This window comes from Microbacterium sp. K24, from assembly GCF_004794465.1.
GTDB lineage: Bacteria > Actinomycetota > Actinomycetes > Actinomycetales > Microbacteriaceae > Microbacterium.
The window spans coordinates 12606-33245 of the sequence record NZ_SSDJ01000143.1 but is presented as its reverse complement, the minus strand read 5'-3'; the positions used below and the strand labels follow the sequence as shown (position 1 = coordinate 33245).

The window sequence follows — 20640 nt, the reverse complement described above, 5'->3', positions numbered from 1 at the left end:
CCACCGAGCGCCCCTCCGTCGAGCAAGGGCACCCATAGCTCACCCCTGCCCGTCGCCGAGCACCCCGGTTTTCGCCGAGGTCCCGGCCACCGCCTACTCGAACGGGGAGGTCTCGGCGAGAACGCGCGGTCTCGCCGTCAGGGCATCGACGAACCACGAGGTGATCGAGGCCGGATGGGTGATCGCGGTGCCGACGACGACCGAGTACGCGCCCGCATCCAGAGCATCGCGAGCCTCGGCGGGAGTGCGGATGCGCCCTTCGGCGAACACCGGCACGGAAAGGCGGCCGGCGAGAAGGTGGACGAGCTCGAGGTCGGGCCCGGCGGAACGGGCGCGTTCCCCCGTGTAGCCCGCGAGCGTGGTTCCGACGATGTCGGCACCGGCATCCTCTGCGGCGAGCGCGTCGTCCACGCTCCCGGCATCGGCCATGACCGGCCGCCCCGTGCGGTCCTGGAGGAGCCGGATCGTCTCCGCGAGCGTCCGCCCGTCCGGACGCTCTCTGCGGGTGCCGTCGATCGCGACGATGTCGGCGCCGGCATCCGCCACAGCGAGAGCATGGTCCAGCGTCGGGGTGATGAAGACGCCGTCCGAGCCCGCTTTCCACAGGCCGATCTGCGGGACCGTCACGCTGCCGGCGATCGCGCGGATGTCGTCGATGCCCTGTGCTCGGATCGCGACGGCCCCGCCCATGATGGCGGACTGTGCGATGCGCGCGATCGACTCGGGGTGGCGCAGAGGCTCTCCGGGATACGCCTGACACGAGACGATGAGACCGCCGCGCAGGGCGTGGATGAGAGAGTGGCCGGCGGGCGCTGGGGTCATTTTTCGTCCCGCGTCACGGCGAGCTGGAACGTGTAGCGGTCGGCGCGATAGATCGTGCGCGCGAACTCGATCAGGTGCCCACGGCGCGACGAACTGACCCGGGTCACGGAGAGAGCCGCTTCTCCCGAAGCGACCTCCAGCAGCTGGCTCTCCTGCGTCGACAGGGTGATCGCCTTGATCTCCTGCTCGGCGCGGAACACCTCGTGCCCGGCGAGACGGAGCTGCTCGTACAGCGAAGCGCCGAGATTCAGAGACTCGAGGTCGAGCACCAGTCTCGGAACATAGACGTCCTCGATCGCGATCGGCACGTCGTCGGCGAGGCGCAGGCGCCGGATGTGCGTTGTCTCCTCGGACGACGCGAGCCCGAGTGCGACGGCGACGCTCTCGGGTGCCTCGACGCGGGCGAGCTCCAGCACGCGCGACGACGGGACGGCGCCGCGACTGATCATGTCCTCGGTGAACGAGGTCAGCTTCGGCGTCTTGGAGAAGATGTCGGCGGACCCCACATAGGTGCCCGATCCGTGCACGTTGTACACGCGCCCCTCCTCGACGAGGGTCGCGATCGCCTTGCGCACGGTCATCCGGCTCACGTCGTGCATCGCCATGAGCTCGCGCTCGGAGGGCAGCGCATCGTGCGGCTTCATCGACTGGGCGATCGATTCTCGGATGCCGGCTGCGACCTCTTCGTACTTATGCGCCATGAGGGTGTCCTTCCCGACCTGACCGCGTCATCCCTTGACCGCGCCGGATGACAGGCCACTCACAAGGTATCGCTGGGCGAACACGGCGAAGAGCAGCGGCGGCAGCGTCGACAGCACCGACGCGGCGGAGATGTCTCCCCAGCGGATGCCGGTGCTCGTGATGAAGTTCGCCGCTCCCAGCGTCACCGGGGTGGCGTTCGACGTCGACAGCACCAGCGCGAAGAGGTAGTCGTTCCAGCTGAAGATGAACACGAGAACGGCGACCGCGACCACCGTGGGCGCGAGGAGCGGAAGCACGATCGAAGCCAGCGTGCGGTAGATGCTCGCGCCGTCGACCGCGGCCGCCTCCTCGATCTCCTGCGGGATGTCTCCGAGGGCGGACGACAGCAGGATGATCGCGAGCGGCAGGTTGAGGAACGTGTTCGCGGCGATGAGACCCTGGATCGTGTCCTGCAGCCCCAGCGTCGAGAACAGGATGAAGAACGGGACGACGAAGAAGATCGCGGGAAGCAGGCGGAGTCCGGATGCACTGCTGATGATCCACCTGCCGCCGAAACCCAACCGCACGATCGCGTAGGTCGCGGGGATCGCGATGACCAGGACGAGGACGACCGTGCCGATCGCGATCAGCGCCGAGTTCAGGAAGAAGCGGGGGAAGTCGTACCCCGAGGCGTAGAGCACGTTCGCGTAGTGATCGAGAGTGGGGGATGCCGGCGGCGCCAGCGGGTTCTTCGCGATCTCGCCGTCGGGTTTGAAGCTGACCAGTGCCGCGTTCAGGAGCGGCACGTTCACGACCAGCGCCACGACGCCGACGAGCACGGTGAACAGCCACTTCCGGCCGGATGCCGTGGGCTTCCGGATGCTGCGGGCGGGGGCGGTCGCTGCCGCGGGACGGGCATTCGAGACGCTCATCGCTTGGCCTCCATTCCGGTCGAGGAGATCCGTCTCACGATGAACGGCACGAAGGGGATCAGGCAGAGCAGCACGACCAGCGCGGCGGCGGCCGCCTTGCCGAAGTCGCCCGCCTCGAACGCGGTCTTGTAGATGTAGATGCTCAGCGTGGTGGTCGTCGTTCCCGGACCGCCCGCCGTGAGCACGTAGATCACGTCGAAGGTGCGGATGGCGTCGATCGCCCGCAGGAAGAACGCGGCGAAGAGCACGGGCTTGAGCACCGGCACGACGACGGAGAACAGTGACCGGAAGTACCCTGCACCGTCCATCGCCGAAGCCTCGAGCAGCTCTTTGGGCAGGGACTGGAGCCCGGCGTAGATGATCAGGAAGGTGAACGGCGTCCACTGGAGAACGTCGAGCACCACCAGCAGCGGGATCACCGAGTCGGGCGAGAAGAGCGACACGCTCATGCCGATGCTCTCCAGCAGTGTCGGCAGCGCTCCGATGTCGCCGTTCAGCAGGAGGCGGAACATCACACCGAGCAGAGCCGGCGCGATCATGATGGGAAGCAGCAGCAGGGTGAAGAAGAGCTTCTTGCCGGGGAATGCACGGTTCATCACAAGAGCGAGGGCGAAGCCGAGGACCATCTCGAGGGCGACGACGACCGCGGCGAAGCCGACCGTGAAACCGGCCGCCTTGGCGAAGCCGTCGCTGCGGAACAGCGACACGAAGTTGTCGATGCCGTTGAGCTCGTTCGACTGGTCGAGGAGGGTGCTGCTCTGGAATGCGGTGAGGGCTCCCGAGACGAGCGGGTAGAGGACGAAGACGGCCGCGAAGAGGATCAGGGGAAGGCCGAGGACGGTCGCTGCGAGCGTGCGTCTGCGTCTTTCCACAGCGATGGTCTTGGCGCGTTCGACGGTGTGGGGCATGGCGTCCATCCGGTCTTTCGGGCGATGTGCGTGCTGCTCCGGGGCGGACCGCGCGGCCCGCCCCGGAGGTCCTATCGGTCCAGCAGCTCCTGCAGGTTGGCGTTCGCGGTCTCCAGCGCCTCATCGACGTCGGTCTGACCGACCCACGCTCCGCTCAGATCCTCGGCCAGCTTGCTGTAGGCCCGGAAGGTCTGCGGGAAGACCGGCTCGGAGAAGCCGTACTCCGAGATGCTGTCGGACACCTGGGCGAAGGCGGGGTTGATGTCGGCCTTCGCCTCGAGCACCTCGGGCATCGCGGGGATGCCGCCGGCCTCTGCGTACTGCGTCATCGCGTCGGTCGTGGCGAGGAACGAGAGGAACTTCTTCGCGGCATCCTTGTTCTCGCTGTACTTGTTCAGCGAGACGGCGAGCGCGTGAACGTGCGTCTGCCCGCCGGGAACGGGGGCGATGGCGATCTTGCCGGCGACATCGGGCGATTGCTCCGGGTCGTTGAGCGCGGCGAAGGCTGCCGACCACTGGATGGCGAAGGCCGTGTCACCCGACTGCAGCGCAGCCTGGGTCTCGGGGAACTCCGCCTGCGCACTGTCGGGCGAGGTCCACTCGTTCTCGTAGATGTCGGCGTAGAGCTGCACCGCCTTCTTGGCGGCATCGCTCGTCAGGGCGGCTTTGCCGTCCTCTTCCCAGTTTCCGCCGTATCCCCACAGCACGTCGTTCCAGATCATGGTGTTGTAGAGCAGGTTCTTCGCCTGCAGGATCGTCCCGTATTCCGTGGGAGAGTCGGGGTTCGCGCTCTGTGAGAAGTACGCCGCGGCGACCTTGAAGTCATCCAGGTCCCACTCGCTCGGGTCTTTCGGCGCACGGGCCTCGCCCAGAACGGTCTCGCTGATCTCTTCGTACTCGGCTTGCGCGGCGGGGTCGGCGAGCAGAGCGTCGATGAGGTCCTTGCGATACAGCAGAAAGTGGTTGCTCACGTCGAGCGGGAGTGCGTAGAGCTCGTCCTCGTAGGTGAGCCCCTCGGCGGCGACCGGGAAGTATGCGGACGTGTCGATGTCGGTGAGCGGCTCCAGCGACGGGGCGAACTGTCCGACGTTGTACGAGGCTGTCCAGTAGATGTCCATGTCGGACGACTTCGACGCCATGAGCGCGGTCTCCTTGGAGAACGTGTCCTGCCGGGACAGCAGCGTCACCTCGACCTCGACGCCGTCCTCCTTGCCCTGGCCCGCGTTGTAGGCGTCGACGACCTTCGCCATCGCGTCGCCCTCGGGGCCGGGCCAGGCGACGAGCTTCACGGTGCCCTCGCCGGATCCGTCGGAGCCGCCGGAACCGCTCCCCCCGGTCGAACATCCCATCAGCAGCGCCGCTGACAGGGCCATCGCGCCCAGCGCGAGTACTCGGGTCCTACGCATCTTTCCTCCAAGTGGTACGGTCCAGTGCTGCACCGACTATGGCAGATCGAGACGATTCGCTTCCAAAATGTAACTCACTCGAAACAATTGGTACGGTCCAGTTGTCGACGGCGCGTCGGAGGGGCATTTCACTACAGTGACGCTCGCCACGTTCCTGATACATTTGAGGGATGAGCCCTGAGAACGAGCGCAGCCTGGAGTCCGGCATCGTCACGGACCTGACCGGAAAGATGACCTACGGGTCATACCTCGCGCTCGACCAGCTGCTCACGGCGCAGCATCCGGTCAGCGACCCCGAGCATCACGACGAGATGCTCTTCATCATCCAGCACCAGACGACCGAGCTCTGGCTCAAGCAACTGCTGCACGAGCTGTCCTCCGCCCGGCAGCTGCTCGCCAGCGACGACCTGCGCGAAGCACTGAAGCGGGTCGCCCGGGTGAAGAAGATCCAGGACGTGATGACCCAGCAGTGGGGCATCCTCGCCACTCTCACGCCGACCGAGTACGCGCAGTTCCGCGGATCGCTCGGCAACTCGTCGGGCTTCCAGTCCGTGCAGTACCGAGCGGTCGAGTTCGCCCTCGGCAACAAGAACGAGAAGATGCTGCAGGTCTTCCGCGATCACCCCGCCAACCTCGCGCTGCTGACGGCCGAGTGGGAGAAGCCGACGCTCTACGACGAGTTCCTGCGCTACGCGTCTCGACGCGGGCTGCCCGTTCCGGCGTCGATCCTCGAGCGCGACGTGCGCCAGCCGTACCGCGAGACGCCTGAGCTCGTGCCGGCGATCCGCGAGATCTACCAGAACCACCAGGAGAACTGGGACCTCTACGAAGCGTGCGAAGACCTCGTCGACCTCGAGGACAACTTCCAGTTCTGGCGGTTCCGTCACCTGAAGACCGTCGCCCGCACGATCGGCATGAAGGTGGGCACCGGCGGATCCAGCGGCGTCGGCTTCCTGCAGCGCGCGCTCGACCTCACGTTCTTCCCCGAGCTGTACACCGTGCGCACCGAGATCGGCGGCTGATGTTCGCCGTCACGTACTTCGACGGCGACGGCTGGCACGAGGGCGTCGTCGAGGCCGACACGGACGGACGGATGCTGCTGCGCGAGGAGCCCGTTCCCGCCGCGCTCCCCCGGCTCGACGGCGTCATCACCGGTGGCTTCACCGATCACCACGTGCACCTGCAGCTCGTCGACCACGCGCTGCTCGCGGACTCGGTGCTCGGCCGCGTGGTCGACCTCGGCGGAGACGTCGACGTGCTCCGCGCGGAGTCGGGACGTTCCGCCGCGACCGCGATCGAGTTCGCCGGGGCCTTCCTCACCCCACCGGGCGGGTACCCGTCCGACCGCGACTGGGCGCCGAGCGGCTCCTTCCGCGAGATCGCGAACGCCGACGACGCTGCGGCGGCCGTCGCCGAGATGGCGGATGCCGGAGCCTCCCGCATCAAGGTCGCGAGCAACACGGACGCGGGGCCGGTGTTCGACGACGACCTCCTCCGCACGATCATCGAGCGCGCCGCGGAACACGACCTCCTCGTCGTCGTGCACGCGCAGGGAGCCGGCGAGGCGCAGCGCGCGGCTCGGCTCGGCGCGCACGCCCTCGCGCACGCCCCGTTCAGCGAGCTCCTCGACGACGACGAGCTCGTCGCACAGGCGGCAACCGTCTCCTGGATCTCGACGCTCGCGATCCACGACGGCGACGAGTACCGCACCGTGGTCGACAACGTCCGCCGCTTCCACGCCGTCGGCGGCACGGTTCGGTACGGCACCGACATGGGCAACGGCCCGACGCCGGTCGGCCTGAACCCGCGCGAGATCGCCGCCCTCCGCGAGGCCGGCATCGACGGCCTCGATCTGCTGCGCGCGCTCGCGCCGACCGATCCGCGCGATCCGGCATCCGCCCTCTTCCTCCTTCCCGGCGACGCCGATCCGCTCCGCGCCCGCCACCTCACCCCCGACGATCTGAAGGTGTGACATGACCGACCCCCTCGACACCCGCCTGCTCGACGAAGCCCGCGCCCTCGATGCAGCCGACCCGCTCGGCGCGCACCTGGACGCGTTCCTCGACGCGCCGGGCGTCACGGCCTATCTCGACGGCAACTCGCTCGGCCGCCCGCTGCGCGACATGCCGGAGAAGCTCGCGGCGTTCGTGCGCGAGGACTGGGGCACACGGCTCATCCGCTCGTGGGACGAGCAGTGGATGGCGCTGCCGATGGAGCTCGGCGACCGGATCGGCCGCGTCGCCCTCGGCGCGGCCGCCGGGCAGACCGTCGTCGCCGACTCGACGAGCGTGCTCATCTACAAGCTCCTGCGGGCGGCCCTGGGCGCCACCGACGAAGAGCGAACCGAGCTCGTGATGGAAGCGGGCAACTTCCCGACCGACCGGTTCCTCGCCGAGGGCGTCGCCGCCGAAGCAGGTGTGACCCTGCGCTGGCTCGAACCCGATCCCGTGCGCGGCGTGACGATCGCCGACGTCGAGGCGGTCGTGTCGGAACGCACCGCTCTGGTCTCGCTGAGCCATGTCGACTACCGCTCCGGTGCTCTCGCCGATATGCCGGGGATCACCGCAGCCGTGCACGAGGTCGGCGCCCTGATGATGTGGGACCTCTGCCACTCCGCCGGCGTGATCCCGATGCAGCTCGACGCGTGGGGCGTCGACATCGCGGTCGGCTGCACCTACAAGTACCTCAACGGCGGCCCCGGCTCCCCCGCGTTCGCCTACCTCCGTCGCGACCTGCAGGGCGTGCTCCGCCAGCCGATCCAGGGCTGGTGGAGCGCCGCGGACATCTTCGCGATGGGTCCGGAGTACCAGCCGGCCGGCGACATCCGCCAGCTTCTCAGCGGCACGCCGCCCGTGACCTCGATGCTCGCGATGCAGGGGATGCTCGACCTGATCGAGGAGTCCACCGTCGAGGCGGTCCGGGCGAAGTCCACGTCGCTCACCGAGCTCGCCGTGCGCGCCTGCGACGAGGTGCTCGCCCCGCTCGGCGTGCGCCTGCTGACCCCCCGCGACCCGGAGCTCCGCGGCGGCCACGTCACGATCGGGCACCCCGACTTCCGCGAGGTCACGCAGCGGCTGTGGGCGGATGGCGTCATCCCGGACTTCCGCTTCCCCGACGGCATCCGCCTCGGCCTGTCCCCGCTGAGCACCTCGCACGTCGAGACGATCACGGGCATCCTCGCCGTGCGGGATGCCCTGGAGCCCCATGGCCGCTGACCCTTCGACGAGCCCGGGGACCAGGGCCGTGCTCGACGACATCGATGCCCGGCCCGGCAGCACCGCGTCGCTGCTGCGCACGCTGATCGGCGTCTACCTCCGGCCGCTCGGCGGCTGGATCTCGACCGCCGACCTGGTCGCGCTGGCCGGCGACCTCGGCATCCCTCCCGCGCAGGCGCGGACCGGCGTCACCCGTCTCAAGCAGAAGGGGCTGCTGCTCGCCGAGCGAACCGAGGCGATCGGCTACCGGCTCGCCCCGGATGCCGTCGGAATGCTGGAGCGCGGCGACCGCCGCATCTTCGAGATGCGCGAGATGACGGATGCCGACGACTGGTGCCTCGTCTCGTTCTCGATCCCGGAGAGCGAGCGCCGCACCCGTCATCAGCTGCGTCGTCGACTGCAGTGGATCGGCGCGGGCATCGTCTCACCGGCCCTGTGGATCTGCCCCGGGCATCTGCAGGACGAGGTGCTCGAGATCCTCGACGACCTCGATGCACGGCGCTGGGCCACGCTCTTCCGGGCGTCGGCTCCCGTGCCGCCGGGTTCGCTGGTCGAGGCGGCCGCGCAGTGGTGGGACCTGGCGGCGCTCCGCACCGAGCACCTGGCCTTCCAGGAGTCGCTGACCGGTCTCCCCACCGAGCCGTTCGCCGCCTACGTGCGCCTGATCGACAGCTGGCGCGTGCTGCCCTACACCGACCCGGGGCTGCCGCCGTCGATGCTGCCCGCCGACTGGCCCGGCCGCCGCAGCTTCGATGAGTTCGCACGGCTCTCGGCGGCGCTCGCCGAGCCCGCGTGGGAGCATGTGAGGGCGCTCACTCGGCGGGAGGCGCCGTCGTCGCCCTGACGACGAGCCTCGTCGGCAGGGTCACGTGCATCTGCTCGATCTCCCGCCCCTCGAGCAGCGTGAACACCATGTCGGCCGCGACCTGGCCGAGGCGTCGCATCGGCTGCTGGATCGTGGTCAGAGGCAGAGCCCGACGCGACGCCTCCGGCACGTCGTCGAAGCCGATCACGGACAGATCCTCCGGCACCCGCAGCCCCATCTCGCGCGCGACCTCGATGACCGCGATCGCGGACAGGTCGTTCGCGGCGAACACGGCCGTCGGGCGGGAGTCGCCAGCCAGGAGCAGCCGCGCCGATTCGCGGGTCGCCTGCAGCTCGTACCGCCCCACGCCGACCAGGGCGGGATCGATCGGGATGCCGGCATCCGACAGGGCACGCCGATAGCCGGCATCGCGCAGACCGGCCGAACGCAGGTCCGGTCGACCCGCGAGGAATCCGATCCGGCGGTGTCCGAGCTCGATCAGGTGCCGCGTCGCCGTGAGCGCCCCGCCGAAGCTGTCGGATTCGACGGTCGGGAGGTCGGCCCGCCCGGTGTGCGGATCGATCGCGACCACCGGGATCTCGGTCGACGCGCTCACGACCGTCGGCGTGACCATGATGGCGGCGTCGATCAGCGTGCCGGAGAGGCGACTCAGTGAGCGCCGCTCCCACCCGTCTCCGGCACCGTGATGCGAGCCGCTGTAGGCCAGCAGGTCGAACGCGGTGTCGTGCACGGCGGTGCCGACGCCCTTGAGGATCTCGGCGCTGAACGGCTCGAAGTCCGCCAGGAGCACGCCGATGACTCCGGTGCGACGCGCGCGCATGCTGCTGGCGACGAGGCTCGACTCGTAGCCGAGCTCGCGCACCGTGTCGAGCACGCGCTGCACCGTGGCATCCGCGATGCCGTAGCGTCCGTTCACCGCCTTGGAGACGGTCGACACCGACACCCCCGCCGCCTTCGCGACATCGTGGATCGTCGTTCTCCCGCTCATGACTCGCCAGCGTAGACCCCCGCAGGGCTCCCATGGAAACTGTTTTCGAAAACGTTTGACGTCGGCTCTCGAGCGAAGAAGACTGCATCCACCGCGGTCTCACCCGAGCCGCCGCGGGGCGCTCCGCAGTGACGCGGTGCGCAACTCGATGAGGAGAACAATCACATGATCAGCAGAAGGCTCCCCCTCGCCTCCGCGGCGCTACTCGCCGTCGGAGCACTCGCACTCTCGGGCTGTACAGCAGGCGATACCGGCGGCTCCGGCGGTGACGGCGCCAGCATGACCCTCTGGCACAACTCGACGACCGGTCCTGGCGTCGAGTTCTGGGAGGCCACGGTCGCCGACTTCGAGAAGGCGAACCCCGGCGTCACGATCGAGATCCAGTCCATCCAGAACGAAGACCTCGACGGCAAGCTGCAGACCGCTCTCAACTCCGGCGACGCCCCCGACATCTTCCTGCAGCGCGGCGGCGGCAAGATGGCCGCGATGGTCAAGGCCGGTCAGCTCAAGGACCTCACGGACGCGATCGACGGACCTGCCGCCGACGAGATCCCGGATGCCGCGTACTCGGCGAACAGCCTCGACGACAAGATCTACGCGATGCCCGTCGCCGTGCTCCCCGGTGGACTGTTCTACAGCCAGGATCTCTTCGATCAGGCCGGCATCACCGAGAACCCGACCACGATCGACGAGCTGGAGTCGGCCACCGAGGCCCTCAAGGCCGCCGGCATCGATCCGGTCGCGCTCGGCGCGAAGGACGCCTGGCCCGCAGCCCACTGGTACTACTGGTTCGCGCTGCGCGAGTGCAGCTCGGACACCCTCGCGAAGGCGGCCGACGAGATGAGCTTCGACGACGAGTGCTGGGTGCGCGCCGGTGAGGACCTCCAGGACTTCGCCGCCACCGAGCCCTTCAACGACGGCTTCCTGACGACGACCGCCCAGCAGGGCGCCGCGAGCTCGGCCGGGCTCATCGCGAACAAGCAGGCCGCGATGGAGCTCATGGGCGCCTGGGACCCGGGCGTCATCGGCTCCCTCACGCCCGACCAGAAGCCTCTCCCGGACCTCTCCTGGTTCCCGTTCCCCGAGGTCGAGGGTGGCGAAGGCGAGCCCGGGTCGATGATGGGCGGCGTCGACGGCTACTCCTGCTCGGTGGATGCGCCTGACGCGTGCGTCGACTTCCTGAACTACCTCGGCACGTCCGAGGTGCAGACGGCCTACTACAAGGCCTTCAACGCCCCGCCGGTCAACACCGTGGCGCAGGAGGCCGTGACCGAGCCCTACCTCAAGGACATCCTCGAGGCGTACAACGCGGCGCCCTACGCCACCCAGTGGCTCGACACGGTCTACGGGCAGAACGTCGGCAATGCGCTGAACGTCGCCGTCGTCACGATGCTGTCGGGTCAGGGGACGCCGGAGGACATCGTCAAGGCTGTCGAGGATGCCGCAGCGAAGGCGTGAGGTGCGCGCCCGGCTGGAAGTGATCCTTCTGGCCGGGCCCGCCCTCCTCGTCTTCCTCGCCTTCGTCATCTTCCCCGTGCTGATGGCCGCGTACTACGGCTTCTTCAGCTGGCAGGGATACGGTCCGCCGACGGAGTTCGTCGGTCTGCGGAACTACCTCACGATCCTGCAGGACCCGCTGTTCGTCGACGCCCTCGCGCACAACGGCGTCATCCTCGTGATGTCGCTCGTGCTGCAGGGGCCCGTCGCGATCCTGCTGGCCCTGCTGCTGAATCGGCGGATGCGGGGGCAGTCGCTGATCCGCGTGCTGATCTTCGTGCCGTACGTGATCTCCGAGGTGGTCGTGGGCACGGGCTGGAGCCTGATGCTGCAGACCAGCGGCGCCCTCAACGCGCTGCTGACCAACATGGGGCTGGGATTCCTGGCGAACGACTGGCTGTCCGATCCCGGCATCGCGATCTGGACCCTGATGGCGATCATCACGTGGAAGTACGTCGGCTTCGCCGTCATCCTCTTCCTCGCGGGGCTGCAGGGCATTCCCGAGGAGCTGCACGAGGCAGCCGCCATCGACGGCGCCTCCTACTGGCAGATCCAGTGGCGGATCACCCTGCCGCTGCTCGCCCCGACGCTGCGGATCTGGGCCTTCCTGTCGATCATCGGATCGCTGCAGCTGTTCGATCTCGTCTACATCATCTGGGGGCAGTACATCGCCTCCACCGCCGGCACCTCGACCATGGCGACGTACATGGTCTCGGAGGGCCGCAACGCCGGGAACTTCGGCTATGGCAACGCCGTCGCCGTCGTGCTCTTCGTGATCTCGCTCGTGGTCGCCCTCATCTACCAGCGGGCGGTCCTCAAGCGCGACACGGACGGCGCCCTCACCGGCACCGGCAGGAACAGGAAGAAGCGATGACCGCCACCTCCACCCTCGTCACGCAGCGGTTCGACGGCCGGAAGGCCGCGCGACCACGGCTCCCCTGGGCGAACCCCGCGGTGTACTTCGTCGCGCTGATCGCGGTGGGGCTCATGCTCGCACCGATCGCGTACATCATCGTCGGCGGATTCCGCACCAACGCGCAGATCACGACCGACCCGTCCGGGCTGCCGCAGCCCTGGGTGCTGTCGAACTATCTCGATGTGCTCACCGGCGGCATCTTCTGGCGGCAGGTGCTCAACTCGCTCATCGTCGCGCTCACGACGACGCTCGGCGTCGTCGCCCTCGGGCTGATGGCGGCGTACGTGCTGGCCCGCTACCGGTTCGCCGGACGCGGCGTGCTGTACGCGTTCTTCGCGGCGGGGCTCATGTTCCCGCTGACGGTCGCGATCACCCCGCTCTACATCGTGGTGCGCAGCCTCGGGCTCATGAACTCCCTCGGCGGCGTGATCCTCCCGCAGATCGCGTTCGCGCTGCCGACGACGATCATCATCCTCGTGCCGTTCCTGCGGGCCATCCCCGACGAGATCCAGGAGGCCGCGTTCATCGACGGATGCAGCCGCCTCGGGTTCTTCTGGCGGATGGTGCTGCCGCTGTCGCTGCCGGGGGTGATCACCACCGGCATCCTGGCCTTCATCGGCAGCTGGAACGGCTACCTGCTCCCGCTGTTCATCCTCAACGACGCGTCCGCGTTCACCCTCCCCCTCGGGGTGCAGTCCTTCGCGTCGCAGTACTCGGTCGACACGGCGAAGGTGCTGGCGTTCACGTCGCTGTCGATGATCCCCGCGCTCATCTTCTTCAGCGTCTTCGAGCGGCGCATCGTCGGCGGACTGACCGGCGCGGTGAAGGGATGACCGCCGTGCGCCCGACGGCAGGATCCACGACGATGAAAGAGACCACCGTGCTGCAGCAGACCACCCTCCCTCGCCTCTCACCCCGTGTGGAGGCGCTGCTCGAGCAGATGACGCTCGAGGAGAAGCAGGCTCAACTCGTGGGCTTCTGGGTCGATCAGGGCGACGAGGTCGTCGCCCCGCTCGCCGGGGAGAAGAAGAGCTCGACGCGCTACGAGGAGGCGAGCGCCGACGGCATCGGCCACCTGACCCGCGTCTACGGCACCCACCCGGTCGATCCGGTCGAGCGGGCGCAGTGGCTCTGGGCCGAGCAGGCGCGGCTGCAGCGCGAGACGCGCCTCGGCATCCCGGCGATCGTGCACGAGGAGTGCCTGACCGGCCTCGCGGCGTGGAAGGCGGCGACGTTCCCGACCCCGCTCGCCTGGGGCGCGTCCTTCGACCCGGACCTCGTCGAGGAGGTGGGCGCCGCGATCGGAGAATCGATGCGGGCGCTCGGCATCCACCAGGGTCTCGCTCCGGTGCTCGACGTGATCCGCGACCCGCGGTGGGGCCGGGTCGACGAGTGCATCGCCGAGGATCCGCTGGTCGTCGGCACGATCGGCACCGCGTACGTGAAGGGCCTGCAGTCCGCCGGCGTGCACGCGACGCTGAAGCACTTCGTCGGGTACTCCGCCTCGCGCGCCGGACGCAACCACGCCCCCGTGCACGCCGGACCGCGAGAGATCGAAGACGTGCTGCTGCCTCCGTTCGAGATGGCCCTGCGGGAGGGCGGGGCTCGCAGCGTGATGAACTCGTACACCGACATCGACGGGGTGCCCGTGGGCGCCGACCCGCGGTATCTCACCGGCGTGCTGCGGGAGCGCTGGGGCTTCGACGGCGTCGTCGTGTCGGACTACTTCGCCGTGGACTTCCTGCGCAGCATGCACAGGGTCGCGGCGGATTCCGCGGATGCCGCGCGCCTCGCGCTCACCGCCGGGATCGATGTGGAGCTGCCGTCACCCGATGCCTACACGACGCTCGCGGAGCAGGTGCGCGACGGCCGGCTGCCCGAGGCGGTGCTCGATCGCGCCGTCGCCCGGGTGCTGTCGCAGAAGGAGGAGCTCGGACTGCTGGATGCGGACTTCTCGGCGCCACCGGCATCCGTCGATCTGGACTCCCCCGCGCACCGCGCGCTCGCGCAGCGGCTCGCCGAGGAGTCGGTCGTGCTGCTGAGCAACGACGGCATCCTGCCCCTCTCCTCGTCACCCGGCGCGCGAGTGGCCGTGATCGGGCCGAACGCCGACAGCTCCGAGGCGCTCATGGGCTGCTATTCGTTCGTCAATCACGTGCTCGCGCATCACCCCGAGGTGCCCGCCGGGATCACGCTGCCGACGGTTCTCGACGCGCTGCGCGCGGAGTTCCCGGATGCCGAGATCACGCACGCTGTCGGAACCGATGTGGAGAGCGCGGACCGCAGCGGCATCGCGGCCGCCGTGGCGGATGCCGAGGCGGCGGACATCGCGATCGTCGTGGTCGGCGACCGCGCCGGACTGTTCGGCCGTGGAACCGTCGGCGAGGGGAACGACGTCGAGAGCCTCGAACTCCCCGGCATCCAGCGCGAACTCGTCAAGGCGGTCGTCGCGACAGGCACACCCGTGATCCTCATCGCGATGACCGGCCGCCCGTACGCCCTGGACTGGGCGCTGCCTCCGCGTGCCGGAGCGGTCGGGGCGATGGTCGGGCTCGGCGCGGTGAACTCCGCGGCGCCGTCGTCGACCGCCGCGTCCGTGGAACCCGCGCGGCGCCCGGCGGCCGTCCTGCAGACGTTCTTCCCCGGCGAGGAAGGCGGCCCCGCGCTGGCCCACCTGCTCAGCGGTCGGGTCTCCCCCTCGGGACGACTGCCGGTGTCGATGCCGCGCTCGGCCGGAGCGCAGCCGTACTCGTACCTGCATCCGGTGCTGGGTGGCCGGGCCGACGTCACCAGCGCCGACCCGACTCCCGCCCGGCCATTCGGCTTCGGGCTCGGCTACACGACCTTCGCGCACGAGGAGCTCACCGTGTCTCTCGCCGACGCCGTCGTGCGGGCGTCGGTGCTGGTGCGCAACACGGGCGACCGGGACGGGGTCGATGTCGTGCAGCTCTACGCGCACGACGAGATCGCGAGCGTCACTCGTCCGGTGGCGCAGCTGATCGGCTTCCAGCGGATCGCCCTCGCCGCCGGCGCCGAGAAGCGCGTGACGTTCGACGTGCCCGTCGAACGCCTCGCCTTCACCGGCACCGACGGCATCCGCAGGGTGGAACCGGGGCGGTTCCGCCTCTGGGTCGGCAGTGCCTGCGATGACGAGGAGACCGTGACGACGTTCGAGGTCGTCTGAATCCGGGACGACGGTGCTCGTTTCGGAGGAGATCCGCACTTCGGAGGGCCGGTTCGGGCGAATCGGCCCTCCGAAGCGCAGAATGCCTCCCCGGGGCGAGCGGATGGTGCGCCCGGAGAGCGGATGCCGCGTGCGAGCGGCACCGCCACCAGACCTACCCGGCGACCGCCTGCAGGAATCCGGTGATGTGCTCCTGCAGGCGCAGGATGCGCATCTCGCGGGCGAGCTCGCGATCGTAGCCCTGGTACGCCAGCGGGGGCAGGATGCGCACATTGCGCGAGCAGCCGAACTCCGCGCAGGCGAGGTTGCCGACCGTGTCGCCCTTGCGACCGGCGGCGCCCGCCTTGCGGGCGACGAACAGCTGCACGTCGTTGCGGAGAGTCACGTCCTCGCACCACGAGCACTGCGCCCGGGAGAGGACGCGCTGCTCGGCGCGCTGCAGGACGACGCCGACCGGGGCGTCGTCGATCCAGGCCACGACGTACGCGCGGCGCGGCAGCTTCGGATCGGTCCAGCCGAGGTAGTCGAGCTTGTCGAAGTCGAGCTCGGCGAAGTCGGCGGGCAGGGTGATGACGGAGACCTCTTTGCGTGAGGCGTTGATGAAGGAGGCGCGGATGGCGCGCTCGTCGATGGGACGCATGAGAAGAGTGCTTTCGGAGTGGTCGCCGCTCAGGGCGAGTCGATAGGAGATGAGGTTTCCCGGCGGGGGATGCCGGGTGCGACGCAGCACCGGGGGCGGGGGTTCCGCCTCCGGCTGGTCCTCAGCCTCTGTCCGCGGCGCGGAGAGCGCCTGCGGCTCCGTTCTGCGCCGCAAGGGCGCTCATCGAAAACAGCACCCGGCGAGCTTACACCTGTTTGTTTCACTCCGTGTCGGTGCGCCTATCGCCCTGCGGGATGCCGACCTACGCTTTCCGAAACGCCCGATCCTGAAGGAGACCACCGTGTCCACGCCGCTGAACCGCCTTTCGCCCCTCCCGGTGCGTGAGCGTGCGGCGTGCATGTGCCAGCACGGCGACCGGTGCTCCTCGTTCGCGCCCGGCCACGCACTGCACCTGATCCAGGCGCGCATCGCGTCGGCCACGCCGGCCGACTGGGTCGACGGCATCGTGGAGTCGGCGGATGCCGCATCCGGCGACCTCGTCGTGCGCAGCCTCGACGGCGCGGCGCACGCGCTGTGGAACGGCTCGGGCGCAGCGCTGGAGGCGGCCCCGGGCACGCCGGTGGCCCTGCATGCCCGCTACGGCGTGCTCGCCGTCGGCCGCACGCAGTTCAACGTCGCCGCCGCCTGATCCTGCTGGTTCCTGAGCCTGACGAAGGGCTCAGGCGCTCGCCATCATCATGTCCTTCATGGCCATGCAGGCATCCATGCAGGCCTGGCAGGCCTGAGCGCACATCTTGCAGACCTCGCTGTGGTCGGCGTGCCGCATGCACTCGTCCATGCACAGCTGGCACATCGCGATGCAGGCGTTGAGCATCGTCATCATCGACGCCGGGTTCATCCCCTGCATCCGCATCATCGAGCGCATCATCGTGTTGCACATGTCGGCGCAGTTCATGCAGGCCGGCGCGCAGTCCATCAGCTGCGTCGAGCAGACGGTACAGGCCTGCTCGCACGCGGAGCACGCGTCCATGCACGCCTGCATCACCGACATGTCCATCATCGCCATGTCGTCGGTCATCGACTCCATGTTCTTCGACATGGCGCCCATCATCATCGAGTCCATCGCACACCGCTTCCTTCATCGAGGTCCGCGGGCAGGACACCCGCCTGGCGCCAGGCTAGTCCTTCGTCGCGCCCGCGTCGACGGGTAGGCACCGATGACACGGCATCCTCCGATTGTCAATCCCTTGGCCCGGACCGAGACCATTTGCGAGGGTGAGAGTGCAAACGATCCGCCGAGGAGAGGAGCACCACATGAGTGCCGCAGATGACATCAAGAACGCCGCCGAGAAGGCAGGCGGCAAGGTCAAGGAAGGCGTCGGGAAGGTCACCGACAACGAGCGCCTCGAAGCCGAGGGCAAGGCCGATCAGGCCAAGGCCGACGTGAAGCAGGCCGGCGAGAACGTCAAGGACGCCGCCAAGAACGCCTTCGACAAGTGAGGCCCGCCGACGGGCGGGCCTCACTTGCTGGGGTCAGGCCCGTCGGCTCCCGCTGATCGCCCGGATCAACCAGGCGATCACGGCGATGGCCAGCAGGACCAGTCCGACCCAGAGCAGGAACTGAAGCGACTGCACAAGTCCGCCGGTGATCGCGAGGATCACAGCGACGACGATGACGATGATCAAGAGAATGTTCATCAGATTTCCTTTCGTCGGGGCACAGTGCACCCGTCTACAGCCATCCAACGTAGCCACGTACGACTTTCCCCATCAGGGGGTTGACTCAGGCACCTCTCAGGTGCCATCGGGAGGAGACACGGATCATGCCAGGACGACGCAACAACTCGCTGAAGGATCCGGAACTGTACGAGGAGCTCCGCGACGACGGCGCCTCCAAGGAGAAGGCGGCCCGCATCTCGAACGCCGCCGCACGCGATGGACGCAAGGCGGTCGGACGCCGCGGCGGAGAGTCGGGCGACTACGAGGACTGGACCGTCCCCGAGCTGAAGAAGCGGGCCAAGGAGATCGGTCTGACCGGCTACAGCAAGAAGCGGAAGTCGGATCTGATCTCCGCTCTCCGGAATCACTGAGCACGAGATGGCGCGATTCGGCATCGAGGAGGAGTTCCTCCTTCTCGACGAGGACGCCCTCGTCCCCTTGGCGATGGCCGACGGAACCCGCGAGCACATCGCACGGCTTCCCACCGGCGGCCGCGTCACCGCGGAGTACCTGACCTCGCAGCTGGAGACCGCGACCGAACCGATGCGCACCCGCGCCGAGGCCGCATCCCAGGTACGCCATCTCCGCGGCCTGGTGGGTCGATACGCGCAGGACCATCAGGCGATCGCCGCCCCCACCGGGCATCCGTTCGCCACGACGCGCACGTCGATCATCTCGCCCTCCCCCCATTACGACGACGTCGCGTTCCGGCTCGGGCACCTCAGCCGCGACCACGAGGTGAACGGTCTGCACGTGCACGTCGAGATCGTCGACGACGAGGAGCGCGTGCGCGCGCTCAACCGCATGCGCGGCTGGCTCCCCGTGCTGCTCGCCCTCACCGGCAACAGCCCCTTCTCGAACGGACTCGACACCTCCTTCGCGAGCTGGCGGAGCGTGCTGATCCATCGCCTGCCGTCGTCGTGGTGTCCGCCGCGGTTCCACGATCTGGACGACTACCGCGCGCGCATCGCACAGCTCATCGAGCTCGACGCGATCGGCGAGACGGCGTCGCTCTCCTGGGCCGTGCGTCTGGCGGAACGCTACCCGACCGTCGAGGTGCGCGTCTTCGACGTGCAGCTCGAGCCGGAGGATGCCGTGCTCGCCGCCGTGCTCTGCCGTGCTCTTCTGCTGTCCGACGATCGCTCCCTGCAGACGGACCGCCTCGACGGCATCGACGCTTCGCTCTGGACCGCCGCGCGCTCGGGCATGGACGCACGCCTCGTCGATCCCACGACGGGTGAGGCGTCCCCGGCCTGGGCGGTGGTCGATCGCATGCGGGCCGCGAGCGCGCCGGCGCTGCAGCAGTTCGGCGACGAGGAGTTCGTCGCCGAACGACTCGACCGGCTCCGCGCCGACGGCACGGGGGCCGCACGGCAGCGCCGTGCGTATGCACAGGGCGGCGTTCCCGGAGTGGCAGCGCTCCTCCGTGCCGGTACGTCGGCTCCGGCTCGAGCAGGGGATCACCCACCTCAGCCGTGACGAGGGCCGCCCCCGAGGTCTGCGGCCGGGAGTAGTCTCGGCCTGTGGCTTCCTTCGCGCCCGTGCAGCGTCTCGTGATCTCGATCGCGGTGCTCGCCTCCTTCGTCACCTTTCTCGACGGCACCGTCGTCAACGTCGCGCTGCCCGCGATCAGCCGCGAGATCGGCGGCGGCATAACGACCCAGCAGTGGGTCGTCGACGCCTACCTGATCACGCTGAGCGCGCTGATCCTGCTCGCCGGGTCGGTGTCCGACGCCTACGGCCGCGTGCTCGTCATGCGCATCGGGCTCATCGCCTTCGGGGTGGCGTCGATCGCGGTGGCGGCGTCGTTCGACCCGCTGACGCTGATCATCGCCCGGGCGGCACAGGGGGCGGCCGGAGCGCTCCTCGTCCCGAGCTCGCTGGCCCTGATCACAGCGACCATGCGCGCCGACGTGCAGGCCAGGGCGATCGGCGTCTGGACGGCCTTCACCACGGGCGCCATGCTCGTCGGGCCCCTGCTCGGCGGACTGTTCGTCGACTTCCTGTCGTGGCGCTTCGTCTTCCTCATCAACGTCGTCCCGATCGCGGTCACCCTGGTCCTGCTCGCGCGCCTCCACCTGCCGGAGCACCAGCGCACCGTGACGGTCGACTGGTGGAGCGGCGCGCTGTGCGCCGTCGGGCTCGGGGCGGTCGTCTTCGCTCTCATCGAGCAGCCGAACCTCGGATGGCAGTCGCCGGCGATCTGGCTTCCGGCGGTCATCGGGGTCGTGCTCTTCACGCTGTTCCTGCTGCGCCAGCGCGGCACCGAGACACCGCTCATGCCCCTGTGGCTGTTCCGCGTGCGCGACTTCGGGTGGGGCAACCTCGCGACGCTCTTCGTGTACGCCGCCCTCTCGCTCAACGGCTTCGTGGTCGGCGTCTACCTGCAGCAGGGCGCAGGGCTCCCTGCGACCGCCGCGGGACTGGCGAGCCTGCCCATGACGATCCTGATGATCCTGCTCAGCTCGCGCGCCGGGGCGTGGGCGGGACGCTGGGGTCCGCGCATCTTCATGACGATCGGACCGATCGTCATGGCCGGCGGAGCGCTGCTGCTGCTCACGGTCGGCACGGACTTCGACTACTGGTGGCAGGTGCTCCCGGCGATGATCGTGATGGGGCTCGGCCTCTCGCTGACGGTCGCGCCGCTCACCGCCGCGATCCTCGGCGCCATCGACGAGGGCCACTCGGGCATCGCCTCGGCCGTGAACAACGCGGTGTCGCGCGTCGCCGGACTGCTCGTGGTCGCGATGCTGTCGACGATCGTCGGAGGGGCGCTCGACCTCGGCGGGTTCCACAACGCCGCCCTGGTCACGGCCTCGCTCCTGGTGCTCGGCGGAGTGGTGTCGTGGATCGGCATCCGCCGCAACCCCGCCGAGGCGGCACCGGTCGACGCCGCGGCGTCCGATACCGACCCGGTGACCCCAGACCCCCGTTGACGCTGTCGG

22 protein-coding genes are annotated in these 20640 nt (G+C 69.0%); 13 read left to right on the top strand and 9 right to left on the bottom strand.

The features are described from left to right. Positions 1-93: 93 nt before the first annotated feature. The 5 genes from DW306_RS17580 to DW306_RS17560 all read right to left on the bottom strand — a co-directional run bounded on the left by DW306_RS17580 (position 94) and on the right by DW306_RS17560 (position 4749). The gene (locus tag DW306_RS17580; RefSeq protein ID WP_136056883.1) at positions 94-822 is read right to left on the bottom strand and encodes an N-acetylmannosamine-6-phosphate 2-epimerase; all 729 of its coding nucleotides are present in this window, start codon (positions 820-822) and stop codon (positions 94-96) included. Further along, positions 819-1523 (bottom strand): GntR family transcriptional regulator, encoded by a 705-nt coding sequence (locus DW306_RS17575; RefSeq protein WP_136056882.1) that lies wholly within the window; start codon positions 1521-1523, stop codon positions 819-821. The genes DW306_RS17580 and DW306_RS17575 overlap by 4 nt, the downstream gene beginning before the upstream one ends. Before the next feature lie 27 nt (positions 1524-1550). Next, entirely contained in the window at positions 1551-2435 is an 885-nt protein-coding gene (locus tag DW306_RS17570; protein WP_136056881.1) for a carbohydrate ABC transporter permease, read from the bottom strand. After that, the gene (locus DW306_RS17565) at positions 2432-3343 is read right to left on the bottom strand and encodes a sugar ABC transporter permease (RefSeq protein ID WP_168429363.1); all 912 of its coding nucleotides are present in this window, start codon (positions 3341-3343) and stop codon (positions 2432-2434) included. The genes DW306_RS17570 and DW306_RS17565 overlap by 4 nt, the downstream gene beginning before the upstream one ends. Positions 3344-3414: 71 nt before the next feature. Then, a complete protein-coding gene (locus tag DW306_RS17560) occupies positions 3415-4749 on the bottom strand; it encodes an extracellular solute-binding protein (protein ID WP_136056879.1) in 1335 nt (444 codons plus the stop codon). A 170-nt stretch (positions 4750-4919) separates the two neighbouring features. On the opposite strand from DW306_RS17560, the gene DW306_RS17555 reads away from it, so the two are divergent. Genes DW306_RS17555 through DW306_RS17540 form a run of 4 tightly spaced genes read left to right on the top strand, consistent with a single transcriptional unit; the run spans position 4920 to position 8808 of the window. Beyond that, on the top strand, positions 4920-5771 hold the full coding sequence (locus DW306_RS17555; protein ID WP_136056878.1) for a tryptophan 2,3-dioxygenase family protein: 852 nt from the start codon (positions 4920-4922) through the stop codon (positions 5769-5771). Continuing rightward, on the top strand, positions 5771-6721 hold the full coding sequence (locus tag DW306_RS17550) for a hydrolase (protein ID WP_136056877.1): 951 nt from the start codon (positions 5771-5773) through the stop codon (positions 6719-6721). The genes DW306_RS17555 and DW306_RS17550 overlap by 1 nt, the downstream gene beginning before the upstream one ends. A gap of 1 nt (position 6722) precedes the next feature. Next, entirely contained in the window at positions 6723-7964 is a 1242-nt protein-coding gene (locus DW306_RS17545; RefSeq protein ID WP_136056876.1) for an aminotransferase class V-fold PLP-dependent enzyme, read from the top strand. Next, positions 7954-8808, top strand: coding sequence for a PaaX family transcriptional regulator C-terminal domain-containing protein (locus DW306_RS17540; RefSeq protein WP_136056875.1), 855 nt, complete (start codon positions 7954-7956; stop codon positions 8806-8808). Before DW306_RS17545 ends, DW306_RS17540 begins: the two co-directional genes overlap by 11 nt. Here the strand turns inward: DW306_RS17540 and DW306_RS17535 are convergent. Continuing rightward, entirely contained in the window at positions 8777-9778 is a 1002-nt protein-coding gene (locus DW306_RS17535; protein WP_136056874.1) for a LacI family DNA-binding transcriptional regulator, read from the bottom strand. The two genes, DW306_RS17540 and DW306_RS17535, sit on opposite strands and share 32 nt — an antisense overlap. A gap of 165 nt (positions 9779-9943) precedes the next feature. Between DW306_RS17535 and DW306_RS17530 the strand changes: the two genes are divergently transcribed. Genes DW306_RS17530 through DW306_RS17515 form a run of 4 tightly spaced genes read left to right on the top strand, consistent with a single transcriptional unit; the run spans position 9944 to position 15375 of the window. Then, on the top strand, positions 9944-11236 hold the full coding sequence (locus DW306_RS17530; protein WP_136056873.1) for an extracellular solute-binding protein: 1293 nt from the start codon (positions 9944-9946) through the stop codon (positions 11234-11236). After that, positions 11217-12149 carry a sugar ABC transporter permease gene (locus DW306_RS17525; RefSeq protein ID WP_136056872.1) on the top strand — a complete coding sequence of 311 codons (933 nt, stop codon included), beginning with the start codon at positions 11217-11219 and terminating at the stop codon, positions 12147-12149. The genes DW306_RS17530 and DW306_RS17525 overlap by 20 nt, the downstream gene beginning before the upstream one ends. Continuing rightward, positions 12146-13024, top strand: a complete 879-nt coding sequence (locus DW306_RS17520; protein WP_136056871.1) for a carbohydrate ABC transporter permease — start codon at positions 12146-12148, stop codon at positions 13022-13024. The genes DW306_RS17525 and DW306_RS17520 overlap by 4 nt, the downstream gene beginning before the upstream one ends. Positions 13025-13056: 32 nt before the next feature. Beyond that, positions 13057-15375, top strand: a complete 2319-nt coding sequence (locus DW306_RS17515) for a glycoside hydrolase family 3 N-terminal domain-containing protein (RefSeq protein WP_136056870.1) — start codon at positions 13057-13059, stop codon at positions 15373-15375. 154 nt (positions 15376-15529) lie between these two features. On the opposite strand, the gene DW306_RS17510 is transcribed toward DW306_RS17515, so the two are convergent. Continuing rightward, positions 15530-16015 carry an FBP domain-containing protein gene (locus DW306_RS17510; RefSeq protein WP_136056869.1) on the bottom strand — a complete coding sequence of 162 codons (486 nt, stop codon included), beginning with the start codon at positions 16013-16015 and terminating at the stop codon, positions 15530-15532. A 301-nt stretch (positions 16016-16316) separates the two neighbouring features. Between DW306_RS17510 and DW306_RS17505 the strand changes: the two genes are divergently transcribed. Then, positions 16317-16664 carry a hypothetical protein gene (locus tag DW306_RS17505; RefSeq protein ID WP_136056868.1) on the top strand — a complete coding sequence of 116 codons (348 nt, stop codon included), beginning with the start codon at positions 16317-16319 and terminating at the stop codon, positions 16662-16664. Between the two features lie 30 nt (positions 16665-16694). Here DW306_RS17505 and DW306_RS17500 read toward each other — a convergent pair whose 3' ends face one another. Next, positions 16695-17075: a hypothetical protein gene (locus DW306_RS17500; protein ID WP_240747254.1), complete on the bottom strand. Its 381-nt coding sequence runs from the start codon at positions 17073-17075 to the stop codon at positions 16695-16697. Between the two features lie 215 nt (positions 17076-17290). On the opposite strand from DW306_RS17500, the gene DW306_RS17495 reads away from it, so the two are divergent. After that, on the top strand, positions 17291-17476 hold the full coding sequence (locus tag DW306_RS17495; protein ID WP_136056866.1) for a CsbD family protein: 186 nt from the start codon (positions 17291-17293) through the stop codon (positions 17474-17476). A 33-nt stretch (positions 17477-17509) separates the two neighbouring features. Here the strand turns inward: DW306_RS17495 and DW306_RS21380 are convergent, their stop codons facing one another. Beyond that, on the bottom strand, positions 17510-17674 hold the full coding sequence (locus DW306_RS21380) for a hypothetical protein (RefSeq protein ID WP_162836769.1): 165 nt from the start codon (positions 17672-17674) through the stop codon (positions 17510-17512). Between the two features lie 125 nt (positions 17675-17799). Between DW306_RS21380 and DW306_RS17490 the strand changes: the two genes are divergently transcribed. Genes DW306_RS17490 through DW306_RS17480 form a run of 3 tightly spaced genes read left to right on the top strand, consistent with a single transcriptional unit; the run spans position 17800 to position 20631 of the window. Continuing rightward, on the top strand, positions 17800-18066 hold the full coding sequence (locus DW306_RS17490; protein WP_136056865.1) for a Rho termination factor N-terminal domain-containing protein: 267 nt from the start codon (positions 17800-17802) through the stop codon (positions 18064-18066). 7 nt (positions 18067-18073) lie between these two features. Continuing rightward, positions 18074-19174 (top strand): YbdK family carboxylate-amine ligase, encoded by a 1101-nt coding sequence (locus DW306_RS17485; RefSeq protein ID WP_136056864.1) that lies wholly within the window; start codon positions 18074-18076, stop codon positions 19172-19174. A 44-nt stretch (positions 19175-19218) separates the two neighbouring features. Further along, positions 19219-20631, top strand: coding sequence for an MFS transporter (locus DW306_RS17480; RefSeq protein ID WP_136056863.1), 1413 nt, complete (start codon positions 19219-19221; stop codon positions 20629-20631). Positions 20632-20640 lie beyond the last annotated feature (9 nt).

What these genes read in the sequence shown, in the direction of transcription:
- DW306_RS17535 (WP_136056874.1), bottom strand. Translation starts at nt 9,778, where the DNA reads ATGAGCGGGAGAACGACGATCCACGATGTCGCGAAGGCGGCGGGGGTG.
- DW306_RS17560 (WP_136056879.1), bottom strand. Translation starts at nt 4,749, where the DNA reads ATGCGTAGGACCCGAGTACTCGCGCTGGGCGCGATGGCCCTGTCAGCG.
- DW306_RS17575 (WP_136056882.1), bottom strand. Translation starts at nt 1,523, where the DNA reads ATGGCGCATAAGTACGAAGAGGTCGCAGCCGGCATCCGAGAATCGATC.
- DW306_RS17515 (WP_136056870.1), top strand. Translation starts at nt 13,057, where the DNA reads ATGAAAGAGACCACCGTGCTGCAGCAGACCACCCTCCCTCGCCTCTCA.
- DW306_RS17485 (WP_136056864.1), top strand. Translation starts at nt 18,074, where the DNA reads ATGGCGCGATTCGGCATCGAGGAGGAGTTCCTCCTTCTCGACGAGGAC.
- DW306_RS17550 (WP_136056877.1), top strand. Translation starts at nt 5,771, where the DNA reads ATGTTCGCCGTCACGTACTTCGACGGCGACGGCTGGCACGAGGGCGTC.
- DW306_RS17540 (WP_136056875.1), top strand. Translation starts at nt 7,954, where the DNA reads ATGGCCGCTGACCCTTCGACGAGCCCGGGGACCAGGGCCGTGCTCGAC.
- DW306_RS17545 (WP_136056876.1), top strand. Translation starts at nt 6,723, where the DNA reads ATGACCGACCCCCTCGACACCCGCCTGCTCGACGAAGCCCGCGCCCTC.
- DW306_RS17520 (WP_136056871.1), top strand. Translation starts at nt 12,146, where the DNA reads ATGACCGCCACCTCCACCCTCGTCACGCAGCGGTTCGACGGCCGGAAG.
- DW306_RS17565 (WP_168429363.1), bottom strand. Translation starts at nt 3,343, where the DNA reads ATGCCCCACACCGTCGAACGCGCCAAGACCATCGCTGTGGAAAGACGC.
- DW306_RS17530 (WP_136056873.1), top strand. Translation starts at nt 9,944, where the DNA reads ATGATCAGCAGAAGGCTCCCCCTCGCCTCCGCGGCGCTACTCGCCGTC.
- DW306_RS17490 (WP_136056865.1), top strand. Translation starts at nt 17,800, where the DNA reads ATGCCAGGACGACGCAACAACTCGCTGAAGGATCCGGAACTGTACGAG.
- DW306_RS17555 (WP_136056878.1), top strand. Translation starts at nt 4,920, where the DNA reads ATGAGCCCTGAGAACGAGCGCAGCCTGGAGTCCGGCATCGTCACGGAC.
- DW306_RS21380 (WP_162836769.1), bottom strand. Translation starts at nt 17,674, where the DNA reads ATGAACATTCTCTTGATCATCGTCATCGTCGTCGCTGTGATCCTCGCG.
- DW306_RS17500 (WP_240747254.1), bottom strand. Translation starts at nt 17,075, where the DNA reads ATGTCGAAGAACATGGAGTCGATGACCGACGACATGGCGATGATGGAC.
- DW306_RS17570 (WP_136056881.1), bottom strand. Translation starts at nt 2,435, where the DNA reads ATGAGCGTCTCGAATGCCCGTCCCGCGGCAGCGACCGCCCCCGCCCGC.
- DW306_RS17525 (WP_136056872.1), top strand. Translation starts at nt 11,217, where the DNA reads ATGCCGCAGCGAAGGCGTGAGGTGCGCGCCCGGCTGGAAGTGATCCTT.
- DW306_RS17580 (WP_136056883.1), bottom strand. Translation starts at nt 822, where the DNA reads ATGACCCCAGCGCCCGCCGGCCACTCTCTCATCCACGCCCTGCGCGGC.
- DW306_RS17495 (WP_136056866.1), top strand. Translation starts at nt 17,291, where the DNA reads ATGAGTGCCGCAGATGACATCAAGAACGCCGCCGAGAAGGCAGGCGGC.
- DW306_RS17510 (WP_136056869.1), bottom strand. Translation starts at nt 16,015, where the DNA reads ATGCGTCCCATCGACGAGCGCGCCATCCGCGCCTCCTTCATCAACGCC.